Source organism: Modestobacter sp. VKM Ac-2986, from assembly GCF_026967795.1.
Taxonomy (GTDB): Bacteria; Actinomycetota; Actinomycetes; order Mycobacteriales; family Geodermatophilaceae; genus Modestobacter.
Map to the genome: position 1 here is coordinate 582,838 of NZ_JAPVBH010000001.1, position 14,228 is coordinate 597,065.

Below are 14,228 nucleotides of genomic sequence, written 5' to 3' on the forward strand. Positions count from 1 at the left end.
CCCTCGGTGCAGGTCGGGTCAGTTGACGCTGTCCTGCAGGCACTGCTCGTACTGTGCCTGGTCGCCCGTCGAGTTGAACTCGGTGATGCAGTCCTGGGCCGTCGAGACGAAGGCGATCGCGGCGATCAGCAGGATCGTCCCGAGGACGAAGCCGATGATGCCGGTGACCAGGCCGGCGATCGCCATGCCCTTGTTGTCGGCGCGGCGGGCCTTGACCCGGCGCAGGCCGAGGATGCCGAAGATGATCGCCAGCAGGCCCAGGATCGTGCCCGGGAAGGTGAAGAACGCCGCCGGGATGGACAGGATGCCCAGCACCAGGGCCGCGATGCCGAAGCCGTTCTGCTTCGCCGGGGCGCCCTGGCCGTAGCCGGCGGGGGCGTTGCCGTACCCCTGCTGGCCGTAGGCCTGCTGCCCGTAGCCCTGCTGCCCGTAGGGCTGCTGCCCGTAGTTCTGCTGCGGGTTGCCCTGCGCGGGGAACTGCTGCGTGTAGTCCTGCGGGGGCTTGGCGTCCCACGGCTGACCGGAGCCCGCGGGCTGGCCTTAGCTCGAGGAGCCGGCGTTCGGGCTCGACGGCTGGTCGTCGGGGCGGGGGTACTCCGGCTGCTGACCTGGGGGCGTCGTCACGGGGCGGAGCGTAGGGCCTGCGCGCGCGGGAACTCCACCGCCGCGCACCCGATCGAGGTCACGGTGCGGTCACCTCCGCGGACATCCTGCCCGGTGCGCCGCCCGGCGCGATCCGCCGTCCACAGCCTGTGGACGGCGCCGTCGTGGGCTGCCGCGCAGCTCGTACGGTCTTCCGGTCGCGGCGCACCGGGCGCCGGACGGGGAGGAGTCCGGCGATGGTCGGGGGTCAGGTGCACGTCCAGGCGGCCCGGTGGGTGGTCGTGATCGGGCGGGTGACGACGGCACTGTTCCTCTGGGGCGCGGTCGGGGCGGCGCTCGTCGCCTGGGCGAGCTGGTCGCCCCTCCCGCTCGTGCCGGCCCTGCTGTACGCCGCACTCGCCGCCGGCTGGCACGCGCTGCTGACCGCCTTCGACCGGCACGGCCGGCGCGCCTGGGCCGCGCTGGTCGTGCTGTCCGGCGCGGGGGCCGTGGTCGGCCTCGGTGGGTGGCTGCTCGGCGCCGACGTGGGCGTCCTCGGGGTGGTCGGTGGCCTGCTCGACGCCGTCCTGGTCTGGGCGCTGATGCACCGCGACAGCCGTGAGTGGGTGGCCCGGCCGGTGGTGCGGCGCGCGGCCGAGCCGGTCGGATGAGCTCGCCGGGGGCGGTGCGGATGCCCCATGATCGTCGGCGTCCGCCCGCGCAGGCCCCCGAGGAGCTCCCATGACGTCAGCACCGCAGGACCCGCAGCAGGGCGGGTCCGGTCAGCAGCCGCCCTCCGGTCAGCAGCCGCCCCCGGGACAGTCGCCGTACGGACAGCCCTCGTACGGCCAGCAGCCCCCGTACGGGCAGGGTCAGTACGGCCAGCAGCCCGGGTACGGCCAGCCCTCGTACGGCCAGCAGCCCCCGTATGGCCAGCAGGGTCAGCCCGCCTACGGCCAGCAGCCGCCGTACGGCCAGCAGCCCCCGTACGGCCAGCAGGGCTGGGGCTACCCGGCGGCCCCCGGGCAGCAGCAGGGCCAGTTGCCGCCGACGCCCCGACCGACCACGGTCAAGGCGGGCATCGCGGCCTTCGTGCTGAACGTGCTGGTCGGACTGCTCTCGTCGCTGCTGACGTTCGCCAACTGGGACGAGGTCGTCGACCAGGCCTCGGCCCAGCAGGGCGTGGACTCCGAGTCGGTCCGGGAGCTCGCGGAGACCGGCGCCCTCATCGGTGCGGTGATCGGCCTGCTGTTCCTCGCCGGCTACCTCGTGGTGCTGTGGTTCGCCTGGACCGGTCGCAACTGGGCGCGCATCACCGTCTGGGTGCTCGCCGGGCTGAGCCTGCTGTTCGGGGTCGTCGGTCTGGCCGTCGGCGGGACAACGACGGGCGTCCCCGGCGGCGGCGCCCTCACCGTGCTCGGTCTGCTGCTGCAGGCCGCGGGGGTCGTGCTGCTGGCGCTCACGCCGTCCAACGCCTGGTACCGGGCGGAGGGGCAGCGCCGGGCCCGCTGGTGAGCCGGCTCAGGCCGCGGTGCGTGGGCCCCGCGGGGCCCACGCGGCCGTGGTCGGCGCGACCAGGCTGGTGACCGCGGCGACGCACAGCACCAGGACCAGCAGGGAGGTGGGGGCGAGCCCGGCGACCAGGGCCCCGACCAGGGTGACCACGCCGAGGCCGATCCCGACGGCCAGCCCGGTCAACCGGGCCCACCCGCGACGCCGCGCGAGCCCCCAGGCGGCGAGTGTGCCGAGCCCGCCGAAGACGAAGCCCTGCGCGAGGGTCACCTGCACGGCCTGCACGAGCTCCGGCCGCGGGGAGCCCGGCTGCGCGGCGGCGAGGCGGTCGACGACGGTGTCGAACGCGAGCGCGGTGAACAGCGCGTTGAGCAGCAGCAGCACCCCGACCAGGCCGAGCACGCCGACGGAGACCTTGACCGAGGCGGGCATGCCGGACCCCTCCGGCACGGGGTCGGCCGGACGGGACGACGACGGCGTGGCGCTCACCGGCCCAGGGTGGCACGCCGGGGGCACGGCGCGGGTGGCTGCCGCGCCGGGTGCGATGCTGCGGGGCCGGCGCCCGGCCGCCGGCCCCGCCGTCGTCCGTCCCACGAGCAGGAGCGCACCGTGCAGGCGTCCCGGCCGCCCCGATCCACCGTCGTGTCCCGCGCCGCGGGCGTGGCCGCCGTCCTCGTCCTGCTGGCCGCGTGCACCGGCTCCGCCGACGACGCGGGCGGGGCCGCCGCGGTCAACAGCACCGCCGGGCCGTCGACGGCGGTCGGCGCCACCACGCCCCGTGGGCCGGGGTGCGCGATGTTCCCGGCCGCCGGCCCCGGCAGCCCCGGCGAGCTGGCGGCGACGCCGGTCGCGGGTGCGGTGGGCACCAACCCGCAGCTGAGCACGCTCACCGCGGCCGTGCTGACCGCCAACCTGGTCGACGTGGTCAACAGCCGGCAGGACGTCACCGTGCTGGCGCCCTCCGACGCCGCCTTCGACGCGCTGGGTGCCGACGCGCTGCCCGCGCTGCTGGCCGACGTGCCGCGGCTGACCACCGTGCTGACCCACCACGTGATCGCCGGGCGGCTCACCGCCGACCAGCTGCCGGGTGAGCACCGCACGCTCAACGGCGACACGGTGACCATCGCCGGCCCGCCCGACGCCCCGACCGTCGCCGCCGGGCAGACCCTGGCCGGGTCCGCGCCGGCCGCGCTGGTGTGCGGCGACGTGCCCACCGCCAACGCCACGGTCCACGTCATCGACCAGGTCCTGGCCCCCGCCGCCTGAGCCGCGGCCCCCGGGAGCGCTCAGTAGGGTCGGTCCATGGATAAGGACCCCCTTCCCCCCCACCCCTCGTCCCTCGGGGCGGGCCCCTGGAACGGGGCCACCCACCCCGACCGCGACCGGCTGCTCGAGCTCATCGTCGAGCTGGCCGTGGTGCACGGGGAGGTCACGCTGTCCTCCGGCCAGCAGGCCGACTGGTACATCGACCTGCGCCGGGTGACGCTGCACCACGAGGCGGCCCCGCTGGTCGGCCGGGTGATGCGCCAGCTCACCGGCGACCTGCGCTACGACGTGGTCGGCGGGCTGACTCTGGGTGCCGACCCGGTGGCCGCCTCGATGCTGCACGCCGCCGCCGACGGCCAGGGCTTCCTCGACGCGTGCGTGGTGCGCAAGCAGACCAAGGCGCACGGCATGCAGCGCCGGGTCGAGGGCCCGGACGTCGCCGGCCGCACCGTGCTGGTGGTCGAGGACGTGTCCACCACCGGCAGCAGCCCGCTGACCGCGGTCGAGGCGCTGCAGGAGGCCGGCGCCGAGGTGGTCGCGGTCGCCGTCATCGTCGACCGGGGCGCCCGCGCCGCGGTCGAGGCCGCCGGCCTGGAGTACCGGGCCGCCTTCGACCTCGCCGACCTGGACCTCGCCTAGTCCCCGGGGCCCGCGCCAGGTCCGGGCCCCTGGACCGTTCCCCGCACAGCGCCCGGACGGGGCGCGTGCAGACCACCCGGGTGGGATGCTGCCCGGAGCCGAGCACCACCGCTGGTCCCGACGTCAGGAGTGCACCGCATGCCCATCGCGACCCCCGAGGTCTACGCCGACATGATCACCCGGGCGAAGGAGGGCGGGTTCGCCTACCCGGCGATCAACTGCACGTCCTCCGAGACGATCAACGCCGCCCTGCGCGGCTTCGCCGACGCCGGCAGTGACGGGATCATCCAGTTCTCGACCGGTGGCGCCGAGTTCGGCTCGGGCACCCGGGTCAAGGACATGGTCACCGGTGCGGTCGCGCTGGCCGAGTTCGCCCACGTCGTCGCCGAGCGCTACCCGGTCCAGGTGGCCCTGCACACCGACCACTGCCCCAAGGACAAGCTGGACACCTACGTCCGGCCGCTGATCGCGATCTCCCAGGACCGCGTCGCCGCCGGCCAGGAGCCGCTGTTCCAGTCGCACATGTGGGATGGCTCGGCCATCGAGCTGACCGAGAACCTCGAGATCGCCCAGGAGCTGCTCGCCGAGGCCGCCAAGGCCAAGATCGTGCTCGAGCTGGAGATCGGCGTCGTCGGCGGCGAGGAGGACGGCGTCGCCCACGAGATCAACGAGAAGCTGTACACCGCCGACGGCGACTTCGTCCGCACCGCCGAGGCCCTCGGCTTCGGTGACAAGGGCGTCTACCTGCTGGCCGCCACCTTCGGCAACGTGCACGGGGTCTACAAGCCGGGCAACGTCAAGCTCCGGCCCGACGTGCTCAAGCGCGGCCAGGAGGTCGTCGCCCAGCAGTTCGGGACGGCGGAGAAGCCGTTCAACCTGGTCTTCCACGGTGGCTCGGGCTCGGACCTGTCCGACATCCGCGAGGCCATCACCTACGGCGTGGTCAAGATGAACGTCGACACCGACACCCAGTACGCGCTGACCCGGTCCATCGCCGGGCACATGTTCAGCAACTACGACGGCGTGCTCAAGGTCGACGGCGAGGTGGGCGTCAAGAAGGTCTACGACCCGCGCACGTACATGAAGGCGGCCGAGGGCGCGATGGCCGACCGGGTGGTGCAGGTCTGCGAGGACCTGCTGTCCGCTGGACAGTCCCAGGCAGGCTGACCCCATGACCCACAGCCACAACCTGCTCGGTGAGCCCCCGGCCACCCTGCTCCCCGTCGACCCCGGTACCGCCGCCCTGGCCTCCGGCACCGACCCGGCCGAGGTGGCTGCCGCCCACCCGACCTCCAGCGCCGCCTGGGCGGCGCTGGCCGAGGCCGCGCTGGAGGCGGGGCGCACGATCGAGGCCTACGCCTACGCCCGCACCGGCTACCACCGCGGCCTGGACGCCCTGCGCCGCAACGGCTGGAAGGGCTTCGGCCCGGTGCCGTGGTCGCACGAGCCCAACCGTGGCTTCCTGCGTTGCGTCACCGTGCTGGCCAAGGCCGCCGGGGTGATCGGCGAGGTCGACGAGGAGGCCCGCTGCCTCCAGCTGCTCGCCGACTGCGACCCCTCGCTGGCCGCCTGACCGCCACCCCGTCCCGGGCCACCTGACCCCACCGGGCCCGCCGTCCGCACGTCGGACGGCGGGCCCGGCGGTCCTTGCGCAGGTCAACGGCTCGCGATCGTCCAGATGCGCAGTTGTTGATCAAGGGCTAGCGTCAGCCGCCGGTCGACGCCAGTGGGGCGTCGCCCCGAGCAGAGGGGTTCTCCCATGGCCACGATCCTGTGGATCCTCGCCGTCATCCTCGTGGTGTCCGGCATCTTCGCCATCGTCCGCAAGCAGGTCCTGTGGGGCATCGTCCTCATCGTCGTCGGCCTGCTGGTGGGTCCGGGTGGGGTCAGCGTCTTCACCAACTGACCACCGGTCCCTCCCGACGGGGTGAGGGGCCGCTCAGTGGTCCGGGCGGGCCGTGCGCAGCGCGTCGGTCAGCCGGGACAGCTCGTCGCCGCCGGCGACCAGTCGGGTGAGGTCGTGCACGTCGACGTCCTCCGCCGTCAGGTCGCCGGCCACCCGGCCGCCGCCCAGCAGCACGAACCGGTCGCCCACCAGGTGGGCGTACTGGGGGCTGTGCGTCACGAACACCACGGCCAGCCCGGCCTCGCGGGCGGCCACGACCGACTGCAGCACCAGGGCCCGCTGCGCCACCGTCATCGGCGCGGTGGGCTCGTCGAGCACCAGCACGCGGGCACCGAAGTGCAGCGCCCGGGCGATCGCCAGGCTCTGTCGTTCACCGGCCTGCAGCGCGCTGGCCGGCTGGTCGGGGTCCAGGCCCACCACGCCGACGCCGGCCATCGCGGACCTGGTCACCTCCTGCGCGCGGGCCACGTCCAGCCTGCGCAGCGGCCACGGCCCGCGGGTGGGCTCCGCGCCGAGGAAGAAGTTGCGCCACACCGACATCAGCGGCGCGATCGCGAGGTCCTGCCAGACCGTGGCGATGCCGGCGGCCCGCGCCTGCCGCGGTGAGCGGAACCGCGCCGGGCGGCCGTCGAGCAGCAGTTCGCCCTCGGTCAGCCGCTGCATCCCGGACAGGACGCCGACCAGCGTCGACTTGCCCGAGCCGTTCTCCCCGAGCAGGCAGGTGACCTCCCCGCCGCGCAGCGCGAGGTCCACCGACGACAGCGCGGCCACGCTGCCGAAGCGGGCGGTGGCCCCGCGCAGCTCCAGCACCGGCGCCGCCGTCCCGCCGTCCGCCGTCGTACCGGCCGCGGTGCTCACGACAGCGGCACCCGGCCCAGGCGGCGGCGCACCACGCCGTTGAGCAGCAGCGCCACCAGCAGCAGGAAGCCGAGGAACGACTGGAACCAGCGCGGGTCCCAGCCGGCCAGGTTGATGCCCTCGCGGGCGATGCCGTAGAGCAGCGCGCCGAGCGCCGCACCGACGGTCGAGCCGTAGCCGCCGGTGAGCAGGCACCCGCCGATCACCGCCACGACGATGAACTCGATCTCCGCGCCCAGCGCGGGGTCGACCTGCACCCCGCCCAGCCGGACCAGTCCGAGCGTGCCGATCAGCCAGCCGGCGGAGGCCGTGCCCAGGAACAGCAGCACGGTGGTGCGCCACACCGGGACGCCGAGCTCGCGGGCCGCCCGCCCGGCGCCGCCGGTGGCGAACACCGAGCTGCCGAAGCGGGTGCGCCACAGCAGCCAGCTGGTCAGCGCGGTGGCCAGCACCCACCAGACCAGGGAGATCCGGAACCGGCCCTCGCCCAGCTGGGCGGTGGCGCCGAAGACGGCCAGCGCGGAGTCCCAGCCCGGGGCGTCCGCCAGACCCGTCACCCGCGAGGAGCCGGCCACCGCCGAGGCGACCGCGAGCGAGCCCCCCTGCAGCACCAGGAACGTCGCCAGGGTGACCAGGAAGCTGGGCAGCTCGGTGAACACCACGAGCAGTCCGTTGACCGCACCGACCCCGAGCGCCGCGACCAGCGAGACCACCAGCGCCGGCCAGGTGCCCAGGCCCAGCTGGGTGACCAGCAGTGCGGTGAGCAGGCTGCTGGAGACGGCCACGACGCCGATCGAGAGGTCGAACTGGCCGGCGACCAGCAGCAGCGCCACCGCCACCCCGCCGATGCCCAGCGGTGCGGCGACGTCGAGCACCGTGGCCAGGCCGCCGGTGCTCAGCAGCCCGGGCGCCTGCGGCGCGAAGATCAGCAGGACGAGGCCGACGCCCACGAGCGCGCCGATGCTGGGGCGGGCCAGCAGCCGGTCCAGCAGCCGTCGCCCGGGGGAGCGGCGCACCACGGGGGCCGCGGCGGCGTAGGACAGCCGGTCGGGGGTCACCGGGCCCTGCGGCGACGGTGACGGGCGCGACGGGACGACAGCAGCGCGACCTCCTCGGGCTCGGGCGGTGCGTCCAGTCTCCACGTGCCGACCGGCTTCGTCGCAGGGGCCTGCCGCGAGCTCACCGGTGGTGGGGGACGGGTCCCCACCACCTCACCCGCGCAGCCGCCAGCGCACCCGGTCGTCGGCGTACCAGGTCCACTTGGTGACCTCCCGGTCGAAGGGGACGCCGTCCCGGGTCACCTGGGCGGGCTCGCAGGCCAGCTGCAGCGCCCGGCCGCCGGTACGGCCCACCCGGCGCAGCGGCAGCGTGGTGACCGCGACGGCGAGCCGGTCGACCGCCGTCCAGTCCGGGCGCACGTCGAGCCGGGTGACCAGGCCGTCGGCGACCCGGGTGTCGTCGCAGTACGCCTGGGCGCCGAACCGGCGTCCCAGCGTGCGCCGCGGCTCGCCGAGGGCGGTGACCCGGCCGCGGTGCAGCAGCACCCCACCGTGGTCGTCGCGGACCAGCGGCAGCTCGCGCTCCCCACCCGAGCCCACGCCCAGCGAGCGGGCCAGCGCGGTGGAGGCCGCGTCGTCGGCCGGCTCCCAGCTCACCGGCACGGCGGGCAGGCGCTCGGTCTTCCACAGCCGGGCGAGGACGGCGGCCAGGCCCGGCACCGGACCCAACAGGTGCACCTCCTCGGCGCCGTCCACCACCGAGGCCACGTGCCGGCGGGACGGCGGCTGGGACGCCGCCAGGCCGCGCAGGTCGAGGTGCGTCGCAGGCATGCGGATACCCTGCCACCTGGCCTACCGGGGACCCCCGGTGCAGCTAGTGGACGAGGAGACCCCCCATGCCCGCAGTCGTGCTGATCGGCGCCCAGTGGGGCGACGAGGGCAAGGGCAAGGCCACCGACCTGCTCGGCGGTCGGATCCCCTACGTCGTCCGCTACCAGGGCGGCAACAACGCCGGGCACACCGTGATCACCCCGGACGGCGAGAAGTACGCCCTGCACCTGATCCCCAGCGGCATCCTCACCCCGGGCTGCACGCCGGTCATCGGCAACGGCGTGGTCATCGACCCCGAGGTGCTGATCGGCGAGCTGGCCGGGCTCGAGGAGCGCGGCGTCGACACCTCGCGCCTGGTGATCTCCTCCGACGCGCACCTGATCATGCCGCACCACCGGGCCCTGGACCGGGTCACCGAGCGGTTCCTCGGCAAGCGCAAGATCGGCACCACCGGGCGCGGCATCGGCCCCGCCTACGGCGACAAGGTCGCCCGCAACGGCATCCGCGTGCAGGACCTGCTGGACCTGTCGATCCTGCGGCAGAAGCTCGAGGGCACGCTGCAGGAGAAGAACCAGATCCTGGTCAAGGTCTACAACCGCAAGGCCATCGACGTCGACGAGGTCGTCGAGGAGTACGCCGGCTACGCCGAGGCGCTCAAGCACCGCATCGTCGACACCCGGCTGCTGCTGGGCAAGGTCCTCGACGCGGGGGAGTGGATCCTGCTGGAGGGCTCCCAGGGCACCCTGCTCGACGTCGACCACGGCACCTATCCGTTCGTCACGTCGTCCAACCCGACCGCCGGTGGCGCGGCCGTGGGCGCCGGCGTCGGCCCGACCCGGATCACCCGTGTCGTCGGCATCCTCAAGGCCTACACGACCCGCGTCGGCTCGGGCCCCTTCCCGACCGAGCTGCACGACCAGTGGGGCGAGTACCTGCGCAAGCAGGGCGGCGAGGTCGGCGTCACCACCGGCCGCGACCGCCGCTGCGGCTGGTTCGACGCCGTCGTCGCCCGCTACGCCAGCCGGGTCAACGGCATCACCGACTTCTTCCTCACCAAGCTCGACGTCCTCTCCGGGCTGGAGACCGTGCCGATCTGCGTGGCCTACGAGGTCGACGGCGTGCGGCACGACGAGATGCCGATGACGCAGACCGACTTCCACCACGCGAAGCCGATCTACGAGGAGATGCCCGGCTGGTTCGAGGACATCACCGCCTGCCGTCGCTTCGAGGACCTGCCGGCCAACGCCCAAGCCTACGTCCGCCGGCTCGAGGAGCTCTCCGGTGCCCGGGTCAGCGTCATCGGCGTCGGCCCCGGCCGCGACGAGAACGTCGTCCTGCACGACCTGATCTGAGTTCCTGGCGACCCTGCCGGGCCGCAACGCGGTGCACAGGGCGACCCTGCCGGGCCGCAGCGCGGCCAGGAGCCGTGCCCGGCTCGTGCTGAGCCGCTTCGTGCGCTGACGTCGGGAGGCCTCCGGCCGCCGCGACGTCAGCGCACAGTCGCCTCCGGCGACGCCGTGGTCACCTCGCGGCGGCGGCTGATGGACCGTCCCCGACTCCCGGACGGCGCCGACTGTGCGCTCGGCGGGGTCGCCGGGCACCCCGGGGCCCGCTGGGCGCACGGTCGGTGGGTCGGGCGAGCGGTGCGGCCGACGGGCTCGCGGCGCGACTGTGCGCTCGGCGGGCGGTCAGGGGTGCTGGCGGCCCGGCGAGCGCACGGTCGGTGGGGCGGGGTGCCTCAGATGCGGGGGCGGACCGGGGCCATGGCGGCGGCGGAGAGCTCCGAGCGGGCCCGGTAGGCGGTCTCGGGGGCGTCGGTGATGACGCCGTCGACACCGAGGGCGAACAGCAGGCGGGCCTCGGTCTGGGCGTCACCCAGGCCCCGGGGGTCGCCGCCGCGGCGCAGGTGGGCGGGCAGGAAGACGTTCTCCGGCCGCAGCGTCCACGGCTCGACGGTCAGCCCGGCGCGGTGCGCCTGGGTGATGAGGTCGGAGACGCCGACCAGGCCGCCGTCGGCGCCGTGCAGCAGGATCCGGCCCTTGTGCGGGGCGATGCCCTGCGCGTAGGTCGAGATCTCCCGCAGCCCGGAGGGGGTGACCAGGGCGTCCTGGACGCCCTCCTCCTCGATGAGCTGCACCAGCTTGCAGCCGTCCGGGCCCAGGTCGGCGTGCAGCGCGCGCAGGGCGGCGGGGTCGAAGGCCTGCACGACCACCGACCCGCCCTGGCGGGCAGCACCCATCCGGCGCAGCTCGGCGGCGACCAGCTCCACCATCGGCATGCCCTGGGCGGCGTACCAGGACGGCGACTTCAGCTCCGCCTGCACCCGCACCACACGCCCGGAGGTCGAGCGGCTGCGGGCCACCTCGACCACCTCGGCGAAGGTGAGGACGCCGTAGCGGCCGTCGTAGGCGGTGTTCATCGGGCGCATCCCGGGGGTGCGCTCGACGGCACCGAGGGTGCGCAGCTCGGCGAGGGTGAAGTCCTCGGCGAACCAGCCGGTCAGCTCCTCGCCGTCGACCTCCTGGGTGCGCCGGCGGTCGGCGAACTCAGGGTGGGTGGCGACGTCGGTCGACCGGGACAGCTCGTTCTCGTGCCGCGCGACCAGGTGCAGGTCGCGGGTGAGGACGAGGTCGGGCTCGATGAGGTCGGCGCCCAGGTCGATGGCCAGCTCGTAGCTGGCGCGCGTGTGCTCGGGTCGATAGCTCGGTGCGCCGCGGTGCCCGATGACGAGCGGCGAGCGCTCCAGGCTGGGCGAGCGAACGGCCTTCAGGCCGGTCTCCTGCATGTCTCCAGGGAACGCCAGTTCCCTGTCCGTGTCGTGAACGCGCGCCGACGTCATGACCACAAATCGGGAGACAGCGGCCTCACCAGGAGAGCAGCATCCTCCCTGTGAGTGATGTCTCAATCCCGCGTGTGTCGCGTGTGACCGACCCCGTCCTGCCGGAGGGCCGGTGCGCCGCGCGGGTGGCCCGGGTCGACCGGGGATGGCTCACCGTGCTGACCGCCGACGGCGACCGGCGCGTGCCCTCGACCGGCCTGCGCGAGGCCGACGGGGTGGCCGTGGGCGACTGGGTGGTGCTGGCCGGCGACCGCGCCGTCCGGGTGCTGCCCCGCCGCACGGCGTTCGTCCGCACCGCAGCCGGGCGGGGGTCGGCGCCGCAGGTCGTCGCGGCCAACGTCGACCTGGTGCTGGTGGTCGACGCCCTGGGCGCCGGGCTGCGGTCGCGCCGGGTGGAGCGCTACCTGGCGGTCGCGTGGGCCAGCGGGGCCACCCCGGTCGTCGTCCTGACCAAGGCCGACCTGTGCGCGGACGTGCCCGCGGCCCTCGCCGCCGTCGCCCGGAGCGCGCCGGGGGTGCAGGTGCTGGCCGTCAGCGCCCTGACCGGCGGGGGGATCGAGGCGGTGCAGGAACTGCTCGCCCCGGGGCGCACGGCCGTGATGGTCGGACCGTCGGGGGTCGGCAAGTCCTCGCTGACCAACGCCCTGACCGGCCGGCCGGCCGCGGCCACCGCGGACGTCCGGGGCGACGGGCGGGGGCGGCACACCACCACCGCGCGCGAGCTGCACCTGCTGCCCGGCGGTGGCCTGCTGATCGACACCCCGGGGATGCGGGAGCTGGCCCTCCCCGGCGGCGAGGGGGTGGACGCCGCGTACGCCGACGTGGCCGACCGGGCCGCCGACTGCCGGTTCCGGGACTGCGCCCACGACAGCGAGCCCGGGTGTGCGGTGACCGCGGCGATCGACCGGGGCGACCTGGACCCGGCGCGGTTCGCCGCCTGGCAGCGGCTGCAGGCCGAGGCGCACCGGCAGGAGCTCCGCGCCGACGCGTGGGCACGCGCCGCCGAGTCGGCACGCCTGCGGGCACTGCACCGGGAGATGCGGGCCCGGCCGGCCCGTCCCCGCCGCTGAGCCGCGGGCGGGGACGCCGGCTCGGCGCGGCACCCGGTGATGGGTAGGTTCGCCGGGTGCGCGTCCTCGTGATCGGCTCCGGTGCCCGGGAGCACGCCCTGTGCGTGGCTCTGCAGTCCGACCCCGCGGTCACCGCGCTGGCGTGCGCGCCGGGCAACGCGGGGACGGCGGTGGTCGCCGCGCCGTTCCCCCTCGACGCCGCCGACCCGGTCGCCGTCGCCGCGCTGGCCGTCGAGTGGCAGGCCGACCTGGTCGTCGTCGGCCCCGAGGTGCCCCTGGTGGCCGGCGCCGCCGACGCGGTGCGCGACGCCGGCATCGCCTGCTTCGGCCCCTCGGCGCAGGCCGCCCAGCTCGAGGGCTCCAAGGCCTTCGCCAAACACGTGATGACCGCGGCCGGCGTCCCGACCGCGCGGTCCTGGGCGGTCGGCGGGGCCGCCGAGCTGCACACCGTGCTGGCGGAGTCCGGCGCCCCCTACGTGGTCAAGGACGACGGGCTGGCGGCCGGCAAGGGCGTGCTGGTCACCACCGACCACGACGCCGCCCTCGCCCACGGCCAGGCGGTGCTGGACGCCGGCCACTCCGTGCTGGTCGAGGAGTTCCTCGACGGCCCGGAGGTGTCGCTGTTCGCCCTCACCGACGGGACGACGGTGGTGCCGCTGCTGCCCGCGCAGGACGCCAAGCGCCGCGACGACGGCGACGGTGGCCCGAACACCGGCGGCATGGGCGCCTACGCGCCGCTGCCCTGGGCGCCGGCCGGGCTGGTCGCCGACGTCCTGGCCACCGTCCTGCAGCCCACCGTCGACGAGATGCGCCGCCGCGGCGAGCCGTTCAGCGGGCTGCTCTACGCCGGGCTGGCGCTGACCTCGGCCGGTGTCCGGGTGGTCGAGTTCAACGCCCGCTTCGGCGACCCCGAGACCCAGGTGGTGCTGCCGCTGCTGGAGACCCCGCTGGCCGGGCTGCTGCACGCCGCGGCCACCGGCACGCTGGCCGAGCAGCCGCCGCTGCGCTGGCGCGACGGGGCGGCCGTGACCGTGGTCGTCGCCAGCGAGGGCTACCCGGAGCGCCCGCGCGTCGGCGACCCGGTCACCGGTGCCGACGGCGAGGGCGTGCTGCACGCGGGCACCGTCGTCGGCCCCGACGGCCTGGTCCACTCCGCCGGCGGGCGGGTGCTGTCGGTGACCGCGGTGGGTGAGGACCTGGCCGCGGCCCGGCAGGCGGTCTACGAGCGCCTGGCGTCGGTGCGGCTGGCCGGTGCGCACTTCCGCACCGACATCGCCCTGGCCGCCGTCGAGGGGCGCATCGAGGTCGCCGGTGGCTGAGGAGCTCTCGGCGGCGGACGCCATCTGGAACCGCTCCTGCGACCCCGACGCCCCGACGACGTACCCGGGGGACGCGGCGATGGTCGCCGTCCTGCTCTGCCACGGGATGGCCATGAACGGCGGTCTGCTGCACTCCTGCGAGGCGCTGGAGCCCGACCAGCGTGCCGCCGCGGTGGCCGGTTTCCGGCTGCTCGGCCTGGACGCCGCCGCCGAGGCGGTGGCCGAGGTCTCCCGGCGTGCCGACGCGCTGGCCGGCGACCTGGGCGAGGCCGGCGAACAGCTGGAGGAGGAGGCCGACCGGCTCTACCGGGCGGCGCTGCCCGAGGAGGACGAGACGATCGTCCAGGCGTTCGAGAGCCACCTGGAGCGTCATCCCGAGGCGTACGCACCGATCGCGCGCTGAGCGGC

17 protein-coding genes are annotated in these 14,228 nt (G+C 75.2%); 11 read left to right on the plus strand and 6 right to left on the minus strand.

Annotation, left to right across the window (positions count from 1 at the left end; translation table 11 throughout):
- Nucleotides 1–18 precede the first annotated feature (18 nt).
- Nucleotides 19–327, minus strand: a complete 309-nt coding sequence (locus O2W14_RS02800) for a DUF4190 domain-containing protein (protein ID WP_331253571.1) — start codon at nucleotides 325–327, stop codon at nucleotides 19–21.
- A 512-nt stretch (nucleotides 328–839) separates the two neighbouring features.
- Here O2W14_RS02800 and O2W14_RS02805 point away from each other — a divergent pair.
- Both O2W14_RS02805 and O2W14_RS02810 read left to right on the plus strand, forming a co-directional pair.
- Nucleotides 840–1,253 carry a hypothetical protein gene (locus tag O2W14_RS02805; protein WP_269174571.1) on the plus strand — a complete coding sequence of 138 codons (414 nt, stop codon included), beginning with the start codon at nucleotides 840–842 and terminating at the stop codon, nucleotides 1,251–1,253.
- A 70-nt stretch (nucleotides 1,254–1,323) separates the two neighbouring features.
- Nucleotides 1,324–2,097, plus strand: coding sequence for a hypothetical protein (locus O2W14_RS02810; RefSeq protein ID WP_269174572.1), 774 nt, complete (start codon nucleotides 1,324–1,326; stop codon nucleotides 2,095–2,097).
- Nucleotides 2,098–2,103: 6 nt separating this feature from the next.
- Here O2W14_RS02810 and O2W14_RS02815 read toward each other — a convergent pair whose 3' ends face one another.
- On the minus strand, nucleotides 2,104–2,583 hold the full coding sequence (locus tag O2W14_RS02815; RefSeq protein WP_269174573.1) for a hypothetical protein: 480 nt from the start codon (nucleotides 2,581–2,583) through the stop codon (nucleotides 2,104–2,106).
- 153 nt (nucleotides 2,584–2,736) lie between these two features.
- Between O2W14_RS02815 and O2W14_RS02820 the strand changes: the two genes are divergently transcribed.
- From O2W14_RS02820 to O2W14_RS02840, 5 genes are all read left to right on the plus strand, one after another.
- Entirely contained in the window at nucleotides 2,737–3,360 is a 624-nt protein-coding gene (locus tag O2W14_RS02820; protein ID WP_269174574.1) for a fasciclin domain-containing protein, read from the plus strand.
- A gap of 36 nt (nucleotides 3,361–3,396) precedes the next feature.
- Nucleotides 3,397–3,999 (plus strand): orotate phosphoribosyltransferase, encoded by a 603-nt coding sequence (gene pyrE, locus O2W14_RS02825; protein WP_269174575.1) that lies wholly within the window; start codon nucleotides 3,397–3,399, stop codon nucleotides 3,997–3,999.
- Between the two features lie 138 nt (nucleotides 4,000–4,137).
- Nucleotides 4,138–5,166, plus strand: a complete 1,029-nt coding sequence (fbaA, locus tag O2W14_RS02830; RefSeq protein WP_269174576.1) for a class II fructose-bisphosphate aldolase — start codon at nucleotides 4,138–4,140, stop codon at nucleotides 5,164–5,166.
- A 4-nt stretch (nucleotides 5,167–5,170) separates the two neighbouring features.
- Nucleotides 5,171–5,572 (plus strand): DUF3151 domain-containing protein, encoded by a 402-nt coding sequence (locus tag O2W14_RS02835; protein WP_269174577.1) that lies wholly within the window; start codon nucleotides 5,171–5,173, stop codon nucleotides 5,570–5,572.
- A gap of 186 nt (nucleotides 5,573–5,758) precedes the next feature.
- Entirely contained in the window at nucleotides 5,759–5,905 is a 147-nt protein-coding gene (locus O2W14_RS02840) for a GPGG-motif small membrane protein (RefSeq protein WP_269174578.1), read from the plus strand.
- Between the two features lie 33 nt (nucleotides 5,906–5,938).
- On the opposite strand, the gene O2W14_RS02845 is transcribed toward O2W14_RS02840, so the two are convergent.
- The 3 genes from O2W14_RS02845 to O2W14_RS02855 all read right to left on the minus strand — a co-directional run bounded on the left by O2W14_RS02845 (nucleotide 5,939) and on the right by O2W14_RS02855 (nucleotide 8,592).
- On the minus strand, nucleotides 5,939–6,763 hold the full coding sequence (locus O2W14_RS02845; RefSeq protein ID WP_269174579.1) for an ATP-binding cassette domain-containing protein: 825 nt from the start codon (nucleotides 6,761–6,763) through the stop codon (nucleotides 5,939–5,941).
- Nucleotides 6,760–7,821 carry an ABC transporter permease gene (locus O2W14_RS02850; protein WP_269174580.1) on the minus strand — a complete coding sequence of 354 codons (1,062 nt, stop codon included), beginning with the start codon at nucleotides 7,819–7,821 and terminating at the stop codon, nucleotides 6,760–6,762. Before O2W14_RS02850 ends, O2W14_RS02845 begins: the two co-directional genes overlap by 4 nt.
- A 153-nt stretch (nucleotides 7,822–7,974) precedes the next feature.
- On the minus strand, nucleotides 7,975–8,592 hold the full coding sequence (locus O2W14_RS02855) for a hypothetical protein (protein WP_269174581.1): 618 nt from the start codon (nucleotides 8,590–8,592) through the stop codon (nucleotides 7,975–7,977).
- A gap of 65 nt (nucleotides 8,593–8,657) precedes the next feature.
- Between O2W14_RS02855 and O2W14_RS02860 the strand changes: the two genes are divergently transcribed.
- Nucleotides 8,658–9,944, plus strand: a complete 1,287-nt coding sequence (locus tag O2W14_RS02860; RefSeq protein ID WP_269174582.1) for an adenylosuccinate synthase — start codon at nucleotides 8,658–8,660, stop codon at nucleotides 9,942–9,944.
- A 386-nt stretch (nucleotides 9,945–10,330) separates the two neighbouring features.
- Here O2W14_RS02860 and O2W14_RS02865 read toward each other — a convergent pair whose 3' ends face one another.
- A complete protein-coding gene (locus O2W14_RS02865; protein WP_269174583.1) occupies nucleotides 10,331–11,377 on the minus strand; it encodes a glycerophosphodiester phosphodiesterase family protein in 1,047 nt (348 codons plus the stop codon).
- 137 nt (nucleotides 11,378–11,514) lie between these two features.
- Between O2W14_RS02865 and rsgA the strand changes: the two genes are divergently transcribed.
- Genes rsgA through O2W14_RS02880 form a run of 3 tightly spaced genes read left to right on the plus strand, consistent with a single transcriptional unit; the run spans nucleotide 11,515 to nucleotide 14,223 of the window.
- Nucleotides 11,515–12,501, plus strand: coding sequence for a ribosome small subunit-dependent GTPase A (gene rsgA, locus O2W14_RS02870; RefSeq protein ID WP_269174584.1), 987 nt, complete (start codon nucleotides 11,515–11,517; stop codon nucleotides 12,499–12,501).
- 56 nt (nucleotides 12,502–12,557) lie between these two features.
- Nucleotides 12,558–13,820 carry a phosphoribosylamine--glycine ligase gene (gene purD, locus O2W14_RS02875; protein ID WP_269174585.1) on the plus strand — a complete coding sequence of 421 codons (1,263 nt, stop codon included), beginning with the start codon at nucleotides 12,558–12,560 and terminating at the stop codon, nucleotides 13,818–13,820.
- Entirely contained in the window at nucleotides 13,813–14,223 is a 411-nt protein-coding gene (locus tag O2W14_RS02880; RefSeq protein WP_269174586.1) for a hypothetical protein, read from the plus strand. Before purD ends, O2W14_RS02880 begins: the two co-directional genes overlap by 8 nt.
- The last annotated feature ends 5 nt before the right edge of the window (nucleotides 14,224–14,228 follow it).

Excerpts from the sequence above, each read along its gene's own strand:
- pyrE (WP_269174575.1), top strand. The coding sequence starts at position 3,397 with ATGGATAAGGACCCCCTTCCCCCCCACCCCTCGTCCCTCGGGGCGGGC.
- O2W14_RS02840 (WP_269174578.1), top strand. The coding sequence starts at position 5,759 with ATGGCCACGATCCTGTGGATCCTCGCCGTCATCCTCGTGGTGTCCGGC.
- O2W14_RS02810 (WP_269174572.1), top strand. The coding sequence starts at position 1,324 with ATGACGTCAGCACCGCAGGACCCGCAGCAGGGCGGGTCCGGTCAGCAG.
- O2W14_RS02805 (WP_269174571.1), top strand. The coding sequence starts at position 840 with ATGGTCGGGGGTCAGGTGCACGTCCAGGCGGCCCGGTGGGTGGTCGTG.
- fbaA (WP_269174576.1), top strand. The coding sequence starts at position 4,138 with ATGCCCATCGCGACCCCCGAGGTCTACGCCGACATGATCACCCGGGCG.
- O2W14_RS02855 (WP_269174581.1), bottom strand. The coding sequence starts at position 8,592 with ATGCCTGCGACGCACCTCGACCTGCGCGGCCTGGCGGCGTCCCAGCCG.
- O2W14_RS02835 (WP_269174577.1), top strand. The coding sequence starts at position 5,171 with ATGACCCACAGCCACAACCTGCTCGGTGAGCCCCCGGCCACCCTGCTC.
- O2W14_RS02860 (WP_269174582.1), top strand. The coding sequence starts at position 8,658 with ATGCCCGCAGTCGTGCTGATCGGCGCCCAGTGGGGCGACGAGGGCAAG.
- O2W14_RS02865 (WP_269174583.1), bottom strand. The coding sequence starts at position 11,377 with ATGCAGGAGACCGGCCTGAAGGCCGTTCGCTCGCCCAGCCTGGAGCGC.